A 16,562-nucleotide genomic window follows, 5' to 3' on the forward strand; every position below is an offset into this window, starting at 1 on the left:
AATGACAATCACAGTCTTTCGCCCCAATATTTCAATATTGAAAGATTACAACAAACTATATTTTCCTTGATGACGTCGTCAGGACATTTAAGACATTCAATATTTCCGATCTGAAATGTAAGAGCGCCCATGGGCAGCGGTCGCAAACGCAATATCTGACCAGATTCGTCAGTCCAAGCAGGACTTCAGGCTGTGCGAACAATCCCTGCGGTCGCAACCACCGGCCAGGGCGTCAGCCGCCCGCCTGCGCACGGACCGCCCGCGCACTCGCCCGTCAGCGGTTCGAACACCGCGCCGTGCCAGCCGCACAGGATCAGCGAGCCATCAGGCGTCAGATAGCGGTCCAGCTCCATGGCAATGGGGAAGCCGGCGTGCGGGCAGCGATCAATCCAGCCGGCGACCGCCCCGTTCTTGCGCACCAAGAAACCGTGGAAGAAGGCGTCGCCGATCTGGAGAACGAAACCGCGCGAGCCGGGATCGGCGATGTCGGCCTCGGCGCACAAAGTCACGCCGGGCGGCGTCTTCCAGACTCGCTTGCGCGCGGTCGCTTCGTCGGACACGGGGGTCAGACCCGCTCGGCCTTCAAGGGGCGCGACAACAGGCCGTCGATCAGGCCGTCCACAGTGATTTCACCCGCCAGCAGGGCGGCGATGCCCTCGGCAATGGGGGTCTCCACACCCAGACGGGCGGCCAGTTCGCGCACGGCCGGCGCGCTCTCATAGCCCTCGGCCACCGAGCGCTTGCCCGCCAAGGCCTGTTCCACCGTCTGGCCTTGGCCCAGAGCCAGACCCAGGCTCATGTTGCGCGACTGGGGACTGGAACAGGTCAGAACCAGGTCGCCCAGACCGCACAGGCCCGCAACCGTCTCGGCTTGGCCGCCCATGGCGACGGCGAGGCGGGTCATCTCCGCAAAGCCGCGCGTGATCAGGGCGGCGTGGGCGCTACGGCCCAGTTGACGCCCCTCGGACACGCCGCAGGCGATGGCGAGGACATTCTTCAGCGCCCCGCCCGCCTCGGCCCCGATCAGGTCGGTGGCCAGATAGGGACGGAAGCCCGGCGCCGACAAGGTGTTCAGCAGGGCCTGGCCCAGCACGGGATCGGCGCAGGCCAGGGTGACGGCGGTCGGAAGACCGCGCGCCACTTCGCCGGCGAAACTGGGGCCGGACAGAACCGCCGCCGGGGCGTCCGGCAGGGTCTCGGCCAGCACCTCGGTCATCAGCTTCATCGTGCCCCGCTCCACGCCCTTGGAGCAAAGCACGACCGGCACGCCGGCGCGGTGATAGGGTGCAAAAGCGGTCAGGGCGCCGCGCATATGCTGGGCCGGGGGCACGGCCAGGATCAGGTCGCAGTCGCGCAGATCAGCCAGGTCGGCGGTGAATTTGAGATCCTCAGCCAGGGTGACGCCCGGCAAATAAAGATCATTGGCCCGCGTGGCCGCCAAAGTCTCGACCAACTGGGGCTCGCGCGCCTGAAGCGTCGTGTCCAGCCCGGCGCGGACGCAGACCTGGGCCAGGGCCGTGCCCCAGGCGCCGGCGCCGATGACACCTGCGGTGCGGAATTCCATGGGCCCTCCCGGGGCGGTCTCGTTGGTCATGCTTTCGCGCCCTTGCGACCCGGCTTGTGCGAAGGATCGGCCAGAGCGCGCGCTTCGTCCAGCGGCCATCGCGGCCGGGCGACCACGTCGATCTCGCTGGTCAGGCCCAGCGCCAGCCGTTCCGCGCCCGCCAGGGCGATCATTGCCGCATTGTCGGTGCAATAGGCCATGGGCGGCGCCAGGAAGTCGAAACCGTGTTTCGCCGCCGTCGCCTGCAAGGTGGCGCGAATGGTCTTGTTGGCCGCGACGCCGCCAGCCACAACGAATAGCCGGTGCTCATGGGTCTCGGCATAGGCAGCCAGGGCCCGCTCGGACCGATCCGACAATTGTCGAGCGATGGCGGTCTGGACCGCATCGGCCAGATCAGCCTTGTCCTGCTCGGTCTCGCACGTCTGGGCGATACGGAAGGCCGCCGTCTTCAGGCCCGAGAAGGAAAAGTCGCAATCCTTGCGCCCCAGCAGGGCGCGCGGCAGGTCGATCTTCGAGCCGTCGCCCTGGGCCGCCAGCCGCTCCAGCGCGGGCCCGCCGGGATAACCCAGGCCCAGCGCCTTGGCGATCTTGTCGAACGCCTCCCCCGCCGCATCATCGATGGTGGCGCCGATGCGACTCATGTCGCCGACGCCGCGCACCTCAAGCAGTTGGCAATGGCCGCCGGACACCAGCAGCAGGAGGAAGGGATAGGCGACTTCCTCGCCCAACCGGGCCGAGACCGCATGTCCCTCCAAATGATTGACCGCCACCAGGGGCAGTCCGCGCGCCAGGGCCGCAGCCTTGCCGAAGCTCAGGCCCACCATAACGCCCCCGACCAGACCCGGCCCCGCCGTCGCAGCGATCCCGTCCAGACCGTCATAGCCCAGGCCGGATTCGGCCATGGCGCGGCGCGTGACCTCGGCGATCATCTCGACATGGCTGCGAGCGGCGATTTCTGGGACGACGCCGCCATAGGCCGCGTGGTCGTCGATCTGGCTATGGACGACCGAGGACAGGACCTCGGCCCGGCCGCCCCGCTCGGACGGATACAGGCGCACCACCGAGGCGGCGGTTTCGTCGCAGCTGGTCTCGAGACCCAGCACCGTCAGGGCTTCACCAGAAACGGGGGGGACATCCCGTCCAGTTGCCGCTGCGGCGCCGCTGCTATAGTCGGCGGAACTCTCCATCGGGTCGAGGTAGCGATCCGGCGTCCGGTAAGCAACGATCATGACCCTTCCTCTCCGCATCGGCACCCGGCGGTCGAAACTGGCCCTGGCCCAATCCGGCATGATGCAACGGGCGATCGGTCGCGCGCTGGGCGTGCCCGAAGACGAAATCGAGGCCGCCGTACCCCTGGTCGAGATCGTCACCACCGGCGACCGGATCCAGGACCGCCGCCTGATGGAACTGGGCGGCAAGGCCCTGTTTACCAAGGAAATCGAGGAGGCCCTGCTGGACGGCCGGATCGACATCGCCATCCATTCCATGAAGGACGTCCCCGCAGAACAGCCCGAGGGCCTGTGTATCGCCGCAGTCCCGGAACGCGAGGACGCCCGCGACGCCTTCATCAGCCGCGACTTCGCCAGTTTCGACCAACTGCCGTTCGGCGCCCGGTTGGGCACGGCCAGCCTGCGTCGTCAGGCCCAGGCCCTGGCCCTGCGGCCGGACCTGAAGATCGAAATGCTGCGCGGGAACATCGACACCCGTCTGCGGCGAGCGGCCGACGGGGATTTCGACGCCATACTGCTGGCTGTCTCGGGCATGACCCGGCTGGGCGTGACTGAACATATTCGCGAGAAGCTGTCGTTGGACGCCTTCCTGCCGGCGCCGGGCCAGGGCGCTCTGGCCATCCAGACCCGCGCCGCCGACATCGACGCCCCCCTGAACGCCCGCTGGGTCGCGGCCCTTAACCACCCTGAAACCGCCGTCGCCGTCGCCGCCGAACGGGGGGCCATGACGGCGTTGGAGGGGTCGTGCCGGACGGCGGTCGGCGCCCACGCCCTGATCGAGGGCGACACCTTGCGTCTGACCACCGAAATGCTCAGCCCCAACGGATCGGCGCGCTGGCGCCGCGCCGGCGAGCTGTTCCAACCCAACGAGGCCGACGCCCGCGCCCTAGGCCAGCGGCTCGGCGGCGAGGTCCACGCCTTCGCAGGCGATCAGGAGGTCGATCCCTCGACCCTGGACGGGTGACCGCCCCCCGCCCCGACAAGCCGGCGAAACCGCGCGTCTGGGTCACTCGCGCCGAGCCGGGCGCGTCGCGCACCGCAGCACGCCTGCGCGACATGGGGCTCGAGCCGCTCGTCCATCCGCTGCTGGCGGTCGAACATCTGAAGCCTGCCCTTCCAGACCTGGACCGATTCGCCGCCCTGGCCTTCACCAGCGCCAATGGCGTCGCAGCCTTCGCAGCCCTGACACCGCGTCGCGACCGTCCAGTCTTCGCGGTCGGCGAGACCACGGCCCAGGCCGCACGTCAGGCCGGATTCGTCGCCGTCCGATCCGCTGACGGCGACCTGACCGCCCTGGCGCGGTTGATCGCTGCTGAATTGAACGACGCGGTCCTGCTGGCGCCGCTGGCCGAGACACCCGCCGGCGACCTATCCGCTGCTCTGGAGGCCGCAGGCGCTCGCAACATCACCGTCGAGATCCTGAGCGCGTATCGCACGACCCACACACCGCTCATACCGCCCGTTTGCGACGCGGTGCTGATCCATTCCCCGCGCGCCGGAGAGGCGCTGGCGTCCTGCATGACCCAGCCCGCCGCTGTCATTTGCGCCTGTATCTCGGACGCAGCCGCTACGCCCCTGGTCGCCCTTGGCCTCACCCCGGCCGTGTCTGAACGGCCCGACGAGGCGACATTGTTGGCGACCTTGAAAGCGGCGCTTGGCAAGCGCGATACGCCCGTATAAAGAGCGCCTCTCGCGCGGGCTGCTTCGCCTTCGCAACCGGGCCGCTTTAGCTCAGCCGGTAGAGCACCTCATTCGTAATGAGGGGGTCGCGTGTTCGAGTCACGCAAGCGGCACCACCTTCCGGCCTTCGTTTTCGCAGGTCTGAAGCAAACACCGAGCTTGCCTTGGATCGTTTCAGAATTGAAACATAAGGCGGTACACCTGAGACTTAATATTGTAGCCTCAACACCTTAACCTTGATAATCGCTTCATGGTTGAGAAGAATGATAGTCTGAGTACGTAGCATTCCTCTAAAGTGCAGCTACGGCTTGACGCCTTCGATGATTTGGGGCCTGACGACGGCATTATCGTCCCCCCCCCGAAGGCCAAGATGAGCGACACTGTAGATCCCATCGACATCGCCATCGGCGCGCGCATCCGCAGCCGTCGCGAAGAACTCCGCATAACCCAGGCCCAACTCGCCGCCGGCGCCGGCGTGACCTTCCAGCAGATCCAGAAGTACGAGCGCGGTGTGAACCGTGTATCGGCCGCTCGACTGCTGCAGATCGCCGCCGTTCTGAAATCGACCGGCGCCGCCTTGTTGGGCGAACTGGAGACGGCAGAGGGCGACGAACTGGTTCTCGCCTCCCCAGGGGTGGCGGAATTGCTTTCCGCCTTCCGCAACATACACGACGCCGAAAAGCGCGACGCCCTGTTGGTCGTTGCAAAGGGCCTGCGCGGCTGAGATCAGGGGCGGGTTCGCAGCAGCCGTTCCATGGCTGGCCCAGCCTCCCCGCCAACCGCGAGGTCCGCCAGCCACGATTGGACGGCCTCCAGGGCCCGCGCATCGAGGCTGTCGGAACGGCCTGAGTCGGCGATGTTCTGACGGACGATTTCCAACATGCAGGCAGCCTCGAGGGCGCTGGATGGGGCGTGGTTCAGCAGCCGCGCCTCGGCCTCGACCATGGGACCCAGATCCAACTCGGCGAGAAGCAGGTTATCGCCGCTTGACGCGAGGCTGGAGACGCCGAGCTTTTCTGCGATATGGGCAGTTTCGAACCATGATCGGAACAGCGGCATGAAGTTCGCGAGAGATTTAGCAGTCACAGTTAATACCCTTAGCGTTTAAGATTAGCGCGATGTGGCGCGAACTGGTTTTTGATTGGCGTAGAGGGGCGACGTTCGCGTTCCAAATGCCGAAGAGGTCGCGAGCCATGATTGCCACCAGGCCACCACGCGCGTGCTGACGATGGACCAGGTCCGCCCCATCAGGGAAGAAGCATGGGCGCCGAGCGCCAGAACCTGAGCGCCGGCGGCGCCAGCGACGACGACCGCTAATCTTCTCCCGACGCCACGACGTGGAGCCGGCAGAAACCAGCCGGTCCAAAACGCCGGGCCGTCGTCCGGCTGACGCCGGTGCAACTGGCCCATGCACGCGGCAATCTCCGCATCCTCAAGGCCCAGCCCTGCCAGACGAACGCACTCTATCTCTCTCGACGACAGGTTGTCAGGCATTCACGCACTCCCCCACCCTTGTCATAGAGGAATTTGCAATGACAACCAGATACGACGTGTGCCCAATCGCCAAAGACCGGAAGATCACTTGAACATATAAGCATGTCTTTATATGTTTGTTGGGCTGACACAGACAGGAGCCTCTATTGGCCGCTCGTTCCTCCTTCCTCTTCACCTCGGAAAGCGTGTCCGAGGGTCACCCCGACAAGGTCGCCGACCGCATCTCCGACACCGTCGTCGACGCCTTCCTGTCGAAAGATCCCGAAGCCCGCGTGGCGTGCGAGACCTTGGTCACCACCCAGCGGATCGTGCTCGCCGGCGAAGTACGCGCCACCCAGCCGGGCAACACGAAGGAACAGAACGAAGCTTTTACTCAAGCCATCATCGACAGCCTGGAACCGCTGGTTCGGGCGGCGGTCAAGGACATCGGCTATGAGCAGGACGGCTTCCACTGGGAAACGGCCGAATACGCCTGCTACCTGCATGCCCAATCCGCCGACATCGCCGTCGGCGTCGACTCGACCAATGAGAAGGACGAGGGCGCAGGCGACCAGGGCATCATGTTCGGCTATGCCTCGAACGAGACGCCGGAGCTGATGCCGGCCACCCTGCAGTACAGCCACAACATCCTGAAGCGCCTAGCCGAGGTGCGTCATGCCGGCGGTTCGCAGCTTGAGCCGGACGCCAAGAGCCAGGTCACGATCGAGTATGAGGACGGCAAGCCCAAACGCGCCGCCTCAATCGTCCTGTCGACCCAGCACGCCAAGGGCCTGAGCTCCGAGCAGGTCGCGGAGATCGTCAAACCCTATATCTTGGAGGTTCTGCCCGAGGGCTTTACCGACGAGGACACCGTCTGGCACATCAATCCGACCGGCATCTTTGAAATCGGCGGCCCGGACGGCGACGCCGGCCTCACCGGGCGCAAGATCATCGTCGACACCTACGGCGGCGCGGCGCCCCACGGCGGCGGCGCCTTCTCGGGCAAGGATCCGACCAAGGTGGACCGTTCGGCGGCCTACGCCTGCCGCTACCTGGCCAAGAACGTCGTCGCGGCCGGCCTCGCTGACCGCTGCACCATCCAGATCTCCTATGCCATCGGCGTGGCCAAACCCCAGTCGATCCACGTCGATCTGCACGGCACCGGCAAGATCTCCGAAACCCTGCTGGAAGAGAAGCTGCTGGGCCTGATCGGCGGCGCCACGCCGCGCGCCATTCGTAGCCATCTGGGGCTGAACAAGCCGATCTACGCCCGCACCACCGCCTATGGGCATTTCGGTCGCGCGCCGGACGCCGAGGGCGGCTTCAGCTGGGAGAAGACCGACCTGGTCGATCAATTGAAGGCCTTGGCTTAAGGGCTTAGGCGGCCTGGTCGTCCAGGACTAGGCCGCAGACGCCCGTCAGATTGGCGTCCGTAAGGTCCAGTTGACGGGTCTGGGCGCCGTGCAGGATCGCCCGCCCCAGGTCCGCGCCCGTCATGACGGCGCGGCGCAGGTCGGCGCCCGAAAGGTCGGCGCCCCGCAGCACCGCCCCGCTCAGATCAGCGGAAAGCAGACGATCCGCACCGATCAACAAGGGGCCCAGTTGCGCCCCGCGCATGTCCGCCCCGTTCAGCTTGGCGTTCTTCAATCGGGCGCCCCTCAGATCGGCGCGGTAAAGCTTGGCTGAGCGCAGGTCGGCGTTTTCGAGGTGCGCGCCCTGAAGCTGCACCCCCTCCATGTCCAACCCATAGAAGACCGCCCCCTTTGCCGACAGGGCGGTAAGGTTCAGGCCCGTGATCGATTTCAGCGGGCGCAGATCGACCCCATCGAAGACGGACGGCTGGCCCTCGGCCCCGCCTGTCTCGCACCAGCGTGCATGGACACGCAGCATCTCGGCCGCCGGCATTCGGTCAACGGACTCGCCGACCGTGCTCTTGTCCGTCAGTGCGCCTTCCATATTGGCGCCGTCGGCGCACCACATGGTCATCTTGCAGCCCACCAGAATGGCGTCGCGCATGTCGGCGCCGGACAGGTTGGCGCCCGACAGATCCGCACCGGCCAAGTCGGCGCCCCGGAAGTCGGCCTGTTTGAGATTGGCGCGGATCATCTTGCAATCCTTCATAACCGCGCCCGAAAAATCGGCCTTGATCGCGATGACGCCCGACATCTTGGAGCGTTGAAGATTGGCGCCGGCCAGGCAGGCGCCGGTGGCCTCGGTCTCCTGGCGATGGCGGGGCTCGATAACCTTGAAGCCCAGTTTCGCGTCTGCGGCGGCGATGGTGCCCTCGCGTAGGTCGGCCTCAAACAGATCAGCGCCGGACAGGTCCGCGCCCCGCAGACAGGCGCCACGAAGATCGGCGCGGCGCAGGCTGGACTCGGCCAAAACCGCATCCTGCATGTCCGCGCCAAAGAAGTTGGCGTTGTCCAGCTTGGCGCCGGTCAGGTCGCAACCTTCCAGACAGGCGGCGGCGAAATCGGCATCCGCCAGGTTGCGGCCGGTCAGTTTCAGGCCGGAGATATCCATCCAGGCGAAGACCGCGCGGGCGCCGCCGGGGCGGGCCTGGAACAGTCGGTCGTGACGGGCGCAGATCACGTCCACTTCCGCCTGGGTCAGGCGTTTGCGCACAATGGGTTCAGCTGCCTGGGCCATTGAACCAGATTAACGCAGATCGACTTAAGAAAGCCTTGCGCAACAGGCGGTTGTCACTCGGTCAGCAGACCCTGTTCACGAAGCGCCTCCGCCAGCTCTCCCGGCGAGGTCCACAGACGCGTATAGCCAGCTTCGCCGAGCCGCTTCAGCTCGGTCACCAGATCCGCCTTGGGCGAAGCGGCGAACCGCCCGTCAAAACCGGCGCCGTCCTTGCTGACCCGCACCATCGGCCGTCCGGTCTCCAATCGATGTAGGAAACCCTCGCAAAGGGCCGCGCCCTCTTCGCACATCAGCCCGGTCTCGACCGTGAGGCCTTTGGCGCGCAGGCGTTCGGTGCCGCGGCCGGCGGCGAAGGGCGAGGGGTCTAGACAGGCCACGACGACACGCCCAACCTGGGCCTCGGTCAGAAAGTGGGCGCAGGACTGCCGACCCGATGACCGAGCGCCGCACGGCTCCAAGGTTACATAGACGGTTGCGCCCGCAACCTCCGCGCCGGCGGCGGGAACAGCCTGTTCTTCGGCATGGGGACGCCCGCCCGGCGCCGTGGCGGCCTGGGCGATGACCCGACCGTCTTTGACGATGACGCAGCCGACGGCGGGATTTGGCCAGGTCTCGCCCATACGGCCGGTCGCCAACTCTATGGCCTGAGCCATGAAGGCGCGATCGGCGTCGGTCCAGCTCATGCGACGGCCGGCAGCTCTTCGGCGCGGGCGGCGTCGAGATAGCGGGCGGCGGTCGGCTTCAGGTCGGCGTCGAGGTCGATCTCCAGCGGATTGCCGGTCGGGATCTCCACGCCGACAATCTTGTCGTCGGGCACCGCGAACAACAGTTTGACGATGGCGCGCAGCGAATTGCCATGGGCCGCGATCAGGACGTCTTCGCCGGCCTTCAGGCGCGGCGCAATCTCGGCGTCCCAATAGGGCTCGACCCGCTCGAGGGTGGTCTTCAGGCTTTCGGTGTCGGGAATAGCCTTGCCCGCATAGCGGGGATCAGCGTTGAAATCGAACTCTCCGCCGGGCGCCAACGGCGGGGGCGGCACGTCATAGCTGCGGCGCCAGACCTTGACCTGGTCCTCGCCGTGTTTCTGGGCCGTCTCGGCCTTGTTGAGGCCGGTCAGCCCGCCGTAGTGACGCTCATTCAGGCGCCAGTCCTCGACGACCGGCACATCCGTCAGGCCCGCAGATTGCAGCGCCAGGGCGCCGGTGCGCTTGGCGCGGGTCAGGACCGAGGTGAACATGACGGCGGGCGTGAACCCGGCCTCGGCGATCAGTTCGCCGCCGTGACGCGCCTGGGCCTCGCCCTCCGCCGTCAAATCGACATCGACCCAGCCGGTGAAACGATTTTCTAGATTCCACTGGCTCTGGCCATGGCGGAGCAGGATCAGGCGCGGCATTCGATCGGTCCTCGGCAAAACAGTCTGTCCGGGTAAGCCGCCGTCATGAGCCGGTCAAGGCTTGCGCGCGCCGCCGTGTTGCAGCGCACAGCCAAGGCAGAGCGAGCATGGCTTGTGACCGCTGGGGGCGACCGCTAGGCTGCCGCCATGTCCGACCGTCTGTTCTTTCCCCTAGCCTTGGCCGCTGTCGCCGTCCTGATCGCCCTGGCGGTGGTCTGGCCCTGATTGTTCGTCAAGCCGGCCGGAAGGCAAGACGGCGCGAGTCCGCCCTGACCTTTCCAATCAGTACAGGATCTTGCGCAGGTTGATCCGGAACACCCGCCCCTGCGGGTCCAGATAGTCACGCTGATAGTTGACCGGCGTCGCCCCGTCGCTGCTGGTTACGGAAATCCGGTCGTCAAAGATGTTCTGCACGCCCAAACCGATACGGGCGCCCTTCAGGAAGGGGAAACGCTCGACCCAGGCGGTGCGCTGGGTCAAGTCGGCGAAGGCGAACAGGTTGATCGTTGTCCGGTCGGAGAAGTCCAGATTGGCTGAACCCGCAGTATCGCCTTCGACGGTCGTGCCCGATTTCCAGTTTGCGTTGACGAAGGCGCCGAAGCCGTTCTTGAACATTCCGGTCTGCACCTGAACCTCGTGACGCGACTGGCCGCCCGAGCCGGAGATGGAATCCCCGTCCAGAAGGTCCAGCGGCGCCAGGCCGTCGCGGATCACCACCTCGTCCTGAACGCGCCACGTGTGGGTCAGCGAGAAGTTGAACATGCCCTGACCGGGCTGCATGCTGGGGGCGGTGGAGCCGCGCAACCGTCCGCCGCCGGGACCGCCCGGGCCGCCTGGGCCCCCTGGGCCGCCGCCCATACGCATCGCGCCGCCCGGAGGCGGACCGCCCGCCCCCCCTGGTCCGCCCGGCCTCTGACCTGCCAGGGCTGGATTGGCCTTGCCGAAGGGTTTGGAGAAGTTGAAGCCCCATTGGACGTCCTGCTGCTCTCGGCTGGCGAAGTTCAGCGGGCGGGCGTCGATCGACGTCAGCGTGCCGTCGTCGGCGCGGGTGAACCGCTCCGGAAGCGCCGCCTCCAAGTCAGGCGTGATGGCGGGGAAGCTGGAAATCTCGTCTTCGGCCTCAGTGCGGGTATAGGCCAGGTTCAGGCGCAGGTCGGTGGCCGAAAGCGGTTGCCAGTTGACGCCCAGCTTAAGGATTCGACGATTCTCGGCCTTCAGGTTCGGGTCGCCGCCGGTGATCTGGGTGACCTGAACGGTCTGGCCGGTCGAATAGTCGAAGACGGCGGTGTTCGGCGTCGAGATGGTCGGATCGTTAAGTTGCTGAATCGTCGGCGCCTTGTCCTCGTCGGAATAGTTGGCCGAGAGGGACAGCCGGGCGACCGGCGACCAGTTCAGGCCGCCGCCCAGCGCCGACACGCCGCCGAAATCCGACAGCTCTTGATAAGCCAGATTCATATTCGCAGACAGATCACCGATCTTCGGCAGGACGCCGCGATCCACGCTGGAGATCGGCAGGTCGAAATTGGCCTGCAGGCTGCCGAGGTCGCGCGACTGCGACCGATCGGTGGCCACGCCCGACCGGAGACTTTCAGAATCCAACGACTGATGCTCGCCCCCGACCTTGAAGGTGGTGGTGACGCCGCCGGCAGGCAGCTCCCAGGCCGTGCCGTTCAGCACGACTTCGCCCTCGAGCGACTGCGAAACCGAGTTGGCGGTGTCGCGGGCGGCCGTGACGGCCGCCCCGCTCAGATCCTCGTAAGGATTCAAGGTCGTGTCGCCTGCGTCTATAGCCGCCTGCAGGGCGTCCTCATCGACGCCGCGCCCGGTGGTGGTGTCCGTCTCGGTGCGGCTGTATTCGCCCGTGGCGGTCCAGCGCCATTCGCCCAGATAGCCGTCGAACACCGTGCCCAGCTCCGCAGCCCGCGTGTTGGTCTGGCGTTGCAGCGCGTCGGGCAGGCCGATGTAGCGGTACAGATCGACAGCCGCGCCGTCAGGCGACCAGGGATTGCCTTCAGGCAGACTCAGGCTGACGCCCGGCAAGCCCAGATAGCTGCGGCTGCTGCTGTCCTCCAAGCTTCCGCTCAAGGTCATTCCGACTTGATCGTTCAGGTCGTGCTTGTAGGTTCCAGCCACCGAGGCCTCGGCCGTGCGCGGCTGCAGGGTGCGATAGGCGTTCAGGTCGGTGTCGCCCACGGAATCGAGCTGCGCGGTCCCGCTTCGATCGATGTTCCTTTCGGACTCGTACAAGGCGTTGCTGCTGCTGCCGTTGATGTCCAGCGACCAGCGGTCCGCCCCGGCGATGTTGAGGATATTGTTCTCGCTCGCCGTCGTCGTCCTGCCGCCCTGATCAGACCGGCTGACATTGACCGAGGCGGTAAGTGAACGGAACTGGGCCTTGAGGATGATGTTCACGACGCGCTGGTTGGCGCTGTAGCCGTAAGACAGGGCCGTTTCCTCGGGCAGGACCTCGAAGCGTTCAATCGCCTCGGGCGGCACGCCACGAATTTCGCGAAAGCCCGAAATGCGGCGGCCGTTTACAAGAAAGACTGGAGAGCCGCCCCTCGCGCTGCGGGTCTGGGCCTCCAGCAAGGTCACCAGTTCCCCGATATTGGTGGCGCCGAAGGCCTGGATCTGAGTGGAGTCATAGGAGACAATTGGCTCCTGCCCGCCCAGAGCCACGCCGCGCTTGGTCGCAGTCACCTCGATATCCGGCAGGACGGTGGTCGCTTCCTCCTGCTGGGGCGACTGGATTTCAGTCCCTGCGGTGGGAGCGAGTGCGAGCAGCATGAGCGCGGTCGGGATCATGAGAACCGTGTTCCAGAGAAAGAAATCAGCCCCCTTGGGACGGGACAATCATGGCCGGAAAGCGGCTAAATTCATGAAGTTTCAGAAAGCGTTGCATGCCTTCAACACTGACAAAACTTCAGCGACGGAAACCGCTCTTACCCACGTTAAACAGGGTTTGAACGGAGTCTCATTTTCAAAGAAGAAGGGGCGGAACAAGCGCCCCGCCCCTCCATATTCTGTCAGAATTCTTCCCAGCCGTCAGAACCCGACCCCACTGGGATATGGCCTCCGTTCGCGACCTTGACGACGCGTTGCTCAACCCTCGGCGCCGGGCGCGAAGGGGGACCCGCCGGCCCACCTTGGGCAGACGAAGCCTTCCGGCCCGGCTTTCCACCGGACACCTGGAAGAAGGACACCTGAGCCGACAGTTCGGCCGTCTCCTGGCGCAGCGAATTGCTCGCCGCCGTCGCCTGTTCGACCATCGCAGCATTTTGCTGAGTGACCTGATCCATCTGGTTCACGGCGATATTGATCTCGTGCAGGCCGGTGGCCTGTTCCTTGGCGGAGGCCGCGATCTCGACCACCAGGGCGCTGATGTCGTTGACCTGGGAGGCGATGGCCTGCAGGGCGGACCCGGCCTCGCTGACCAGGCGGACGCCGTTCTCGACCTCGGAGCCGGAGCTGCTGATCAGGGTCTTGATCTCTTTGGCGGCCTCGGCCGAGCGCTGGGCCAGGGCCCGCACTTCGGAGGCGACCACGGCAAAGCCGCGGCCGGACTCGCCGGCCCGCGCCGCCTCGACCCCGGCGTTCAGGGCCAGCAGGTTGGTCTGGAAGGCGATCTCGTCGATCACGCCGACGATCTGGCTGATCTGGCGGGAGCCGTCCTCGATCTTCTGCATGGCTTGGACGGCGTTCATGACGACCGCGCCGGAGGCCTCTGCGCTTTGGCGCGCGCCGTTGGTCACAGTGGCGGCCTTGGTGGCGCCCTCCGCGGTCATGCGGACCGTGGCGGTGATTTCGTCCAAGGCGGCGGCGGTTTCTTCCAGGCTGGCGGCCTGTTGTTCGGTGCGGCGCGACAGGTCGTCGGACGCCTGACTGATCTCGCCGGCGCCGGAGTCGATGCCGTGGACCGAGCCGAGCACGCCGGTGACGGTCTCTTCAAGGCGGGCGATCGAGCGGTTGAAGTCGGTCTTCAGAATCTCGCTGCGCTCCGGGAAGGAGGCGTCGATGCGATAGACCAGGTCACCCTCGGCCAGGGCGGACAGGCCCTTGCCCAGGCTTTCGATAACGACGGCGTTTTCGGCCGCTTCCTGCTTCGCGGCGGCCTCGCGGCGGCGACGTTCGGCTTCGGACTCGTCACGCATCGACTCCGCTTCCTGCTCCAGCGCCTTGGCGCGAAGACCATTGTCTCGGAAGACCTGCATGGCCTGGGCCATGGCCCCGACCTCGTCCTTGCGGTCCGTATCAGGAATGGCGACGTCCAGCTTTCCCTGCGCCATGACCGACATGGCGCCGGTCATACGGCGGACCGGGGCGACCATCAGGATCGAAAGCTGCACGCCCAGGAAGACGGCGGCTGCGACCAGGATCAGCCCGCCGACGGCCAAGGCGATGAAGGAGGCGGTGATCGCCGACGCCTGTTCGGCGTCGCGAAGATTCATTCGCTCAACTTCGATGTCGCGGACCTGGGTGATGGCCTTGGTGATGTGGGTCACCCGAACCTTGTCGCCGGAGTCGATCACGACGCGCCGCGCGGCTTCGATACGCGCTGAATCAAGCGCGGCCTCGGTCAGCGGCGTCCCGAACTCGGTGCGCCACGCCGCCGCGTCCTGCTGAGCCTTGTCGACCAGCGCCTTCTCGTCGGCGGTGAGATTGGACGCCAGCAGAGCGGCGACGGATGCTTCGAACTGCTCCCAGCCGGTTTTATACACATCGAGATAATCAGCATTGCCGGTAAGCAGCACGCCGCGCATCTGCGAGTTCAGGCGAATGAAGCCTTTCTCGGCAACGTGGGTATGGTCGATGATCGCCTTGCTCTCTGCGTTCAGCTCGGCGGCTGTCTTCATGGCGGACAGCTGGAAGAACACGGCGCCGATCATTGCGGCGGCCACGGTCAGCAAAAGGGCGAAGGCGATCGCCAACTTCCGCTGCATCGGAATGTTCTTCGGATTCATTTTATCGTCTCGTTACGGCTCAATACTGTCTTGCGCGTTAGTTATGAAGAAACCCGAAACGGCGGGCCGTTCCGGGTTTATGTTTAGACTTAAAATGCGGTCTGGACGCGGACGGTGGCAGTATTGCCGCTGTCATCTCCAGCGAAGGTCCCTGTCGGGCTATCGACTGACCAAACACTCCAGTTCGCGGAAATGCGCGTGTTGTTCGTCGGGTACCAGTTGACCCCCAGCAGCCAGGTTTCGGCCTCGCCGCCGGCGGGGTTGTCGCTGTAGTCGGCGGTGTCGTAGCGTCCCACGACTTCCACTGCGCCGTAACCGTCAGCGCCCAGGGGATTCAGAACCTTGGGACGGGACCATGTGCCGGTGCGGGGCGAAAGCGGCGGCTTCTCACCGGTAATGAAGAAGCCGGCGGAGATGCTGTAGGCGTCCTGGTCATAGTCGCGAGCGGCGGTCTCAAGGACACGCTTACCGCCCTCAGCCATCAGCCAACCCGAACGATGCACGCCGCCCAGTTCCAGCCCCAGACCCTTGCTGCCCTTGGGATCGGCGTAAGCTCCCGACGAGAGACGTAGATTGTCGTTGCCGCGTGAGGTGACGACCAGGCTGCGCGCCGCCACCGAGCCGTTCGGCGTCAGATCTTCAACAAAGCCCCAACCGCCCAGATGCAGGAAGCCATTGTCGGTTTTGAGCGGGGACCAGTGGGTGCGGCCCATCAGGGTGACGCTGTCGTTGGTCGTGCCGCCGCTGATCGCGTCGCCGGTCAGCGAAAGCGAGGCATGCCAGACACTTCCGGTAAGCTTGGACGAAACGCCCACGCCGTATGCGCCGCGCTCTGGGCCGATGGTCGAGACCATCAAGCTGCGCTCCAGGAACGGGGTCAGATCTTCAGCCGCACCGCCTTCGACGCCGCGGTCGTTCAGGCGTTGGCCCATCGACAATTCCAGATCGCGGCCGCCCAGCTTGGTATTGTAGGCCATGAAGGCGTTAGCGATGCTTACGGCGTTGTCCGCCAGATCGGCTTCGATCCAGTAGGTAAAGCCGCCGGCGATCTTGCCCTGGCCGCCGATACGCAGGCCGCGCAGTTCGGTCGTAGTCAGGTTGCGGCTGTCGAAGTCGGAACCGAAGGTATTCGACAGATCTGCAGTGATCCGCATACGCGGCTTGAAGGTGAAGCTGCCGTCCGGGCTGCGCAGTTCAGGCAGACCCGTCGACCAGTCGACCGGCGAAGGCGCGCTGGCGGCCTGGACGGCCGGACGCGGAGCGGCTGCGGCGACGGGCGAAGGCGTTCCCGCCGCTGCGGACGCCGTGGCTTGCGTTGTGGCGTGGGCTTGAGCTTGAGCTTGAGCCTGAGACTGAGCCTCGAGTTGCTCGAGACGGGCCGACAGGGCCTGGACCTGGGCTCGAAGGGTGGAGATCTCATCCGCCGATTGAGCGAAGGCTGACGAGCTTAGCGCGGCGAAGCCGACACCTGCCAGCAGGGCGCGTTGAATCATCATGGGGCTGTACTCGTCAGTGAATGATCGTTGGCGCCAGACGTAAAGCCTGACTGTTAACGAAGGGCCAAACCTAGATAAGCAGAACTGCGTATCGCCGGTTGAACAGGTTCCGAATGC

15 protein-coding genes and 1 tRNA gene are annotated in these 16,562 nt (G+C 65.6%); 5 read left to right on the plus strand and 11 right to left on the minus strand.

The window, feature by feature from the left end; genetic code table 11:
* Positions 1-185 precede the first annotated feature (185 nt).
* From PKE72_RS06110 to tsaD, 3 genes are read right to left on the minus strand one after another with little or no spacing between them, the layout of a single operon-like run.
* Entirely contained in the window at positions 186-560 is a 375-nt protein-coding gene (locus PKE72_RS06110; protein ID WP_271164479.1) for a Rieske (2Fe-2S) protein, read from the minus strand.
* 5 nt (positions 561-565) lie between these two features.
* Positions 566-1,564 carry an NAD(P)H-dependent glycerol-3-phosphate dehydrogenase gene (locus PKE72_RS06115; protein WP_271164693.1) on the minus strand — a complete coding sequence of 333 codons (999 nt, stop codon included), beginning with the start codon at positions 1,562-1,564 and terminating at the stop codon, positions 566-568.
* A 26-nt stretch (positions 1,565-1,590) separates the two neighbouring features.
* Positions 1,591-2,793, minus strand: a complete 1,203-nt coding sequence (tsaD, locus tag PKE72_RS06120) for a tRNA (adenosine(37)-N6)-threonylcarbamoyltransferase complex transferase subunit TsaD (RefSeq protein WP_271164480.1) — start codon at positions 2,791-2,793, stop codon at positions 1,591-1,593.
* Between tsaD and hemC the strand changes: the two genes are divergently transcribed.
* From hemC to PKE72_RS06140, 4 genes are all read left to right on the plus strand, one after another.
* Positions 2,792-3,757, plus strand: coding sequence for a hydroxymethylbilane synthase (gene hemC / locus PKE72_RS06125; RefSeq protein WP_271164481.1), 966 nt, complete (start codon positions 2,792-2,794; stop codon positions 3,755-3,757). The genes tsaD and hemC overlap by 2 nt on opposite strands.
* A complete protein-coding gene (locus tag PKE72_RS06130) occupies positions 3,754-4,473 on the plus strand; it encodes a uroporphyrinogen-III synthase (protein WP_271164482.1) in 720 nt (239 codons plus the stop codon). The genes hemC and PKE72_RS06130 overlap by 4 nt, the downstream gene beginning before the upstream one ends.
* A gap of 40 nt (positions 4,474-4,513) precedes the next feature.
* Positions 4,514-4,589, plus strand: a tRNA-Thr gene (locus PKE72_RS06135).
* Positions 4,590-4,843: 254 nt separating this feature from the next.
* Positions 4,844-5,197: a helix-turn-helix domain-containing protein gene (locus PKE72_RS06140; RefSeq protein WP_271164483.1), complete on the plus strand. Its 354-nt coding sequence runs from the start codon at positions 4,844-4,846 to the stop codon at positions 5,195-5,197.
* Positions 5,198-5,199: 2 nt separating this feature from the next.
* On the opposite strand, the gene PKE72_RS06145 is transcribed toward PKE72_RS06140, so the two are convergent.
* Both PKE72_RS06145 and PKE72_RS06150 read right to left on the minus strand, forming a co-directional pair.
* Positions 5,200-5,559, minus strand: a complete 360-nt coding sequence (locus PKE72_RS06145; protein ID WP_271164484.1) for a hypothetical protein — start codon at positions 5,557-5,559, stop codon at positions 5,200-5,202.
* 24 nt (positions 5,560-5,583) lie between these two features.
* The gene (locus PKE72_RS06150; protein ID WP_271164485.1) at positions 5,584-5,967 is read right to left on the minus strand and encodes a hypothetical protein; all 384 of its coding nucleotides are present in this window, start codon (positions 5,965-5,967) and stop codon (positions 5,584-5,586) included.
* Positions 5,968-6,113: 146 nt separating this feature from the next.
* Between PKE72_RS06150 and metK the strand changes: the two genes are divergently transcribed.
* Entirely contained in the window at positions 6,114-7,319 is a 1,206-nt protein-coding gene (metK, locus tag PKE72_RS06155) for a methionine adenosyltransferase (RefSeq protein WP_271164486.1), read from the plus strand.
* 4 nt (positions 7,320-7,323) lie between these two features.
* On the opposite strand, the gene PKE72_RS06160 is transcribed toward metK, so the two are convergent.
* The 6 genes from PKE72_RS06160 to PKE72_RS06185 form a co-directional block, all read right to left on the minus strand.
* Positions 7,324-8,595 (minus strand): pentapeptide repeat-containing protein, encoded by a 1,272-nt coding sequence (locus PKE72_RS06160; RefSeq protein WP_271164487.1) that lies wholly within the window; start codon positions 8,593-8,595, stop codon positions 7,324-7,326.
* Positions 8,596-8,648: 53 nt separating this feature from the next.
* Positions 8,649-9,278: a bifunctional diaminohydroxyphosphoribosylaminopyrimidine deaminase/5-amino-6-(5-phosphoribosylamino)uracil reductase RibD gene (locus PKE72_RS06165; RefSeq protein ID WP_271164488.1), complete on the minus strand. Its 630-nt coding sequence runs from the start codon at positions 9,276-9,278 to the stop codon at positions 8,649-8,651.
* Positions 9,275-9,988: a 2,3-diphosphoglycerate-dependent phosphoglycerate mutase gene (gene gpmA, locus PKE72_RS06170; RefSeq protein WP_271164489.1), complete on the minus strand. Its 714-nt coding sequence runs from the start codon at positions 9,986-9,988 to the stop codon at positions 9,275-9,277. Before gpmA ends, PKE72_RS06165 begins: the two co-directional genes overlap by 4 nt.
* Positions 9,989-10,270: 282 nt before the next feature.
* The gene (locus PKE72_RS06175) at positions 10,271-12,793 is read right to left on the minus strand and encodes a TonB-dependent receptor plug domain-containing protein (RefSeq protein ID WP_271164490.1); all 2,523 of its coding nucleotides are present in this window, start codon (positions 12,791-12,793) and stop codon (positions 10,271-10,273) included.
* A 221-nt stretch (positions 12,794-13,014) separates the two neighbouring features.
* The gene (locus PKE72_RS06180; protein WP_271164491.1) at positions 13,015-14,949 is read right to left on the minus strand and encodes a methyl-accepting chemotaxis protein; all 1,935 of its coding nucleotides are present in this window, start codon (positions 14,947-14,949) and stop codon (positions 13,015-13,017) included.
* Between the two features lie 89 nt (positions 14,950-15,038).
* The gene (locus PKE72_RS06185) at positions 15,039-16,445 is read right to left on the minus strand and encodes an OprO/OprP family phosphate-selective porin (RefSeq protein ID WP_271164492.1); all 1,407 of its coding nucleotides are present in this window, start codon (positions 16,443-16,445) and stop codon (positions 15,039-15,041) included.
* Between the last annotated feature and the right edge of the window lie 117 nt (positions 16,446-16,562).

The organism is Brevundimonas intermedia, assembly GCF_027922165.1.
Taxonomy (GTDB): Bacteria; Pseudomonadota; Alphaproteobacteria; order Caulobacterales; family Caulobacteraceae; genus Brevundimonas; species Brevundimonas intermedia.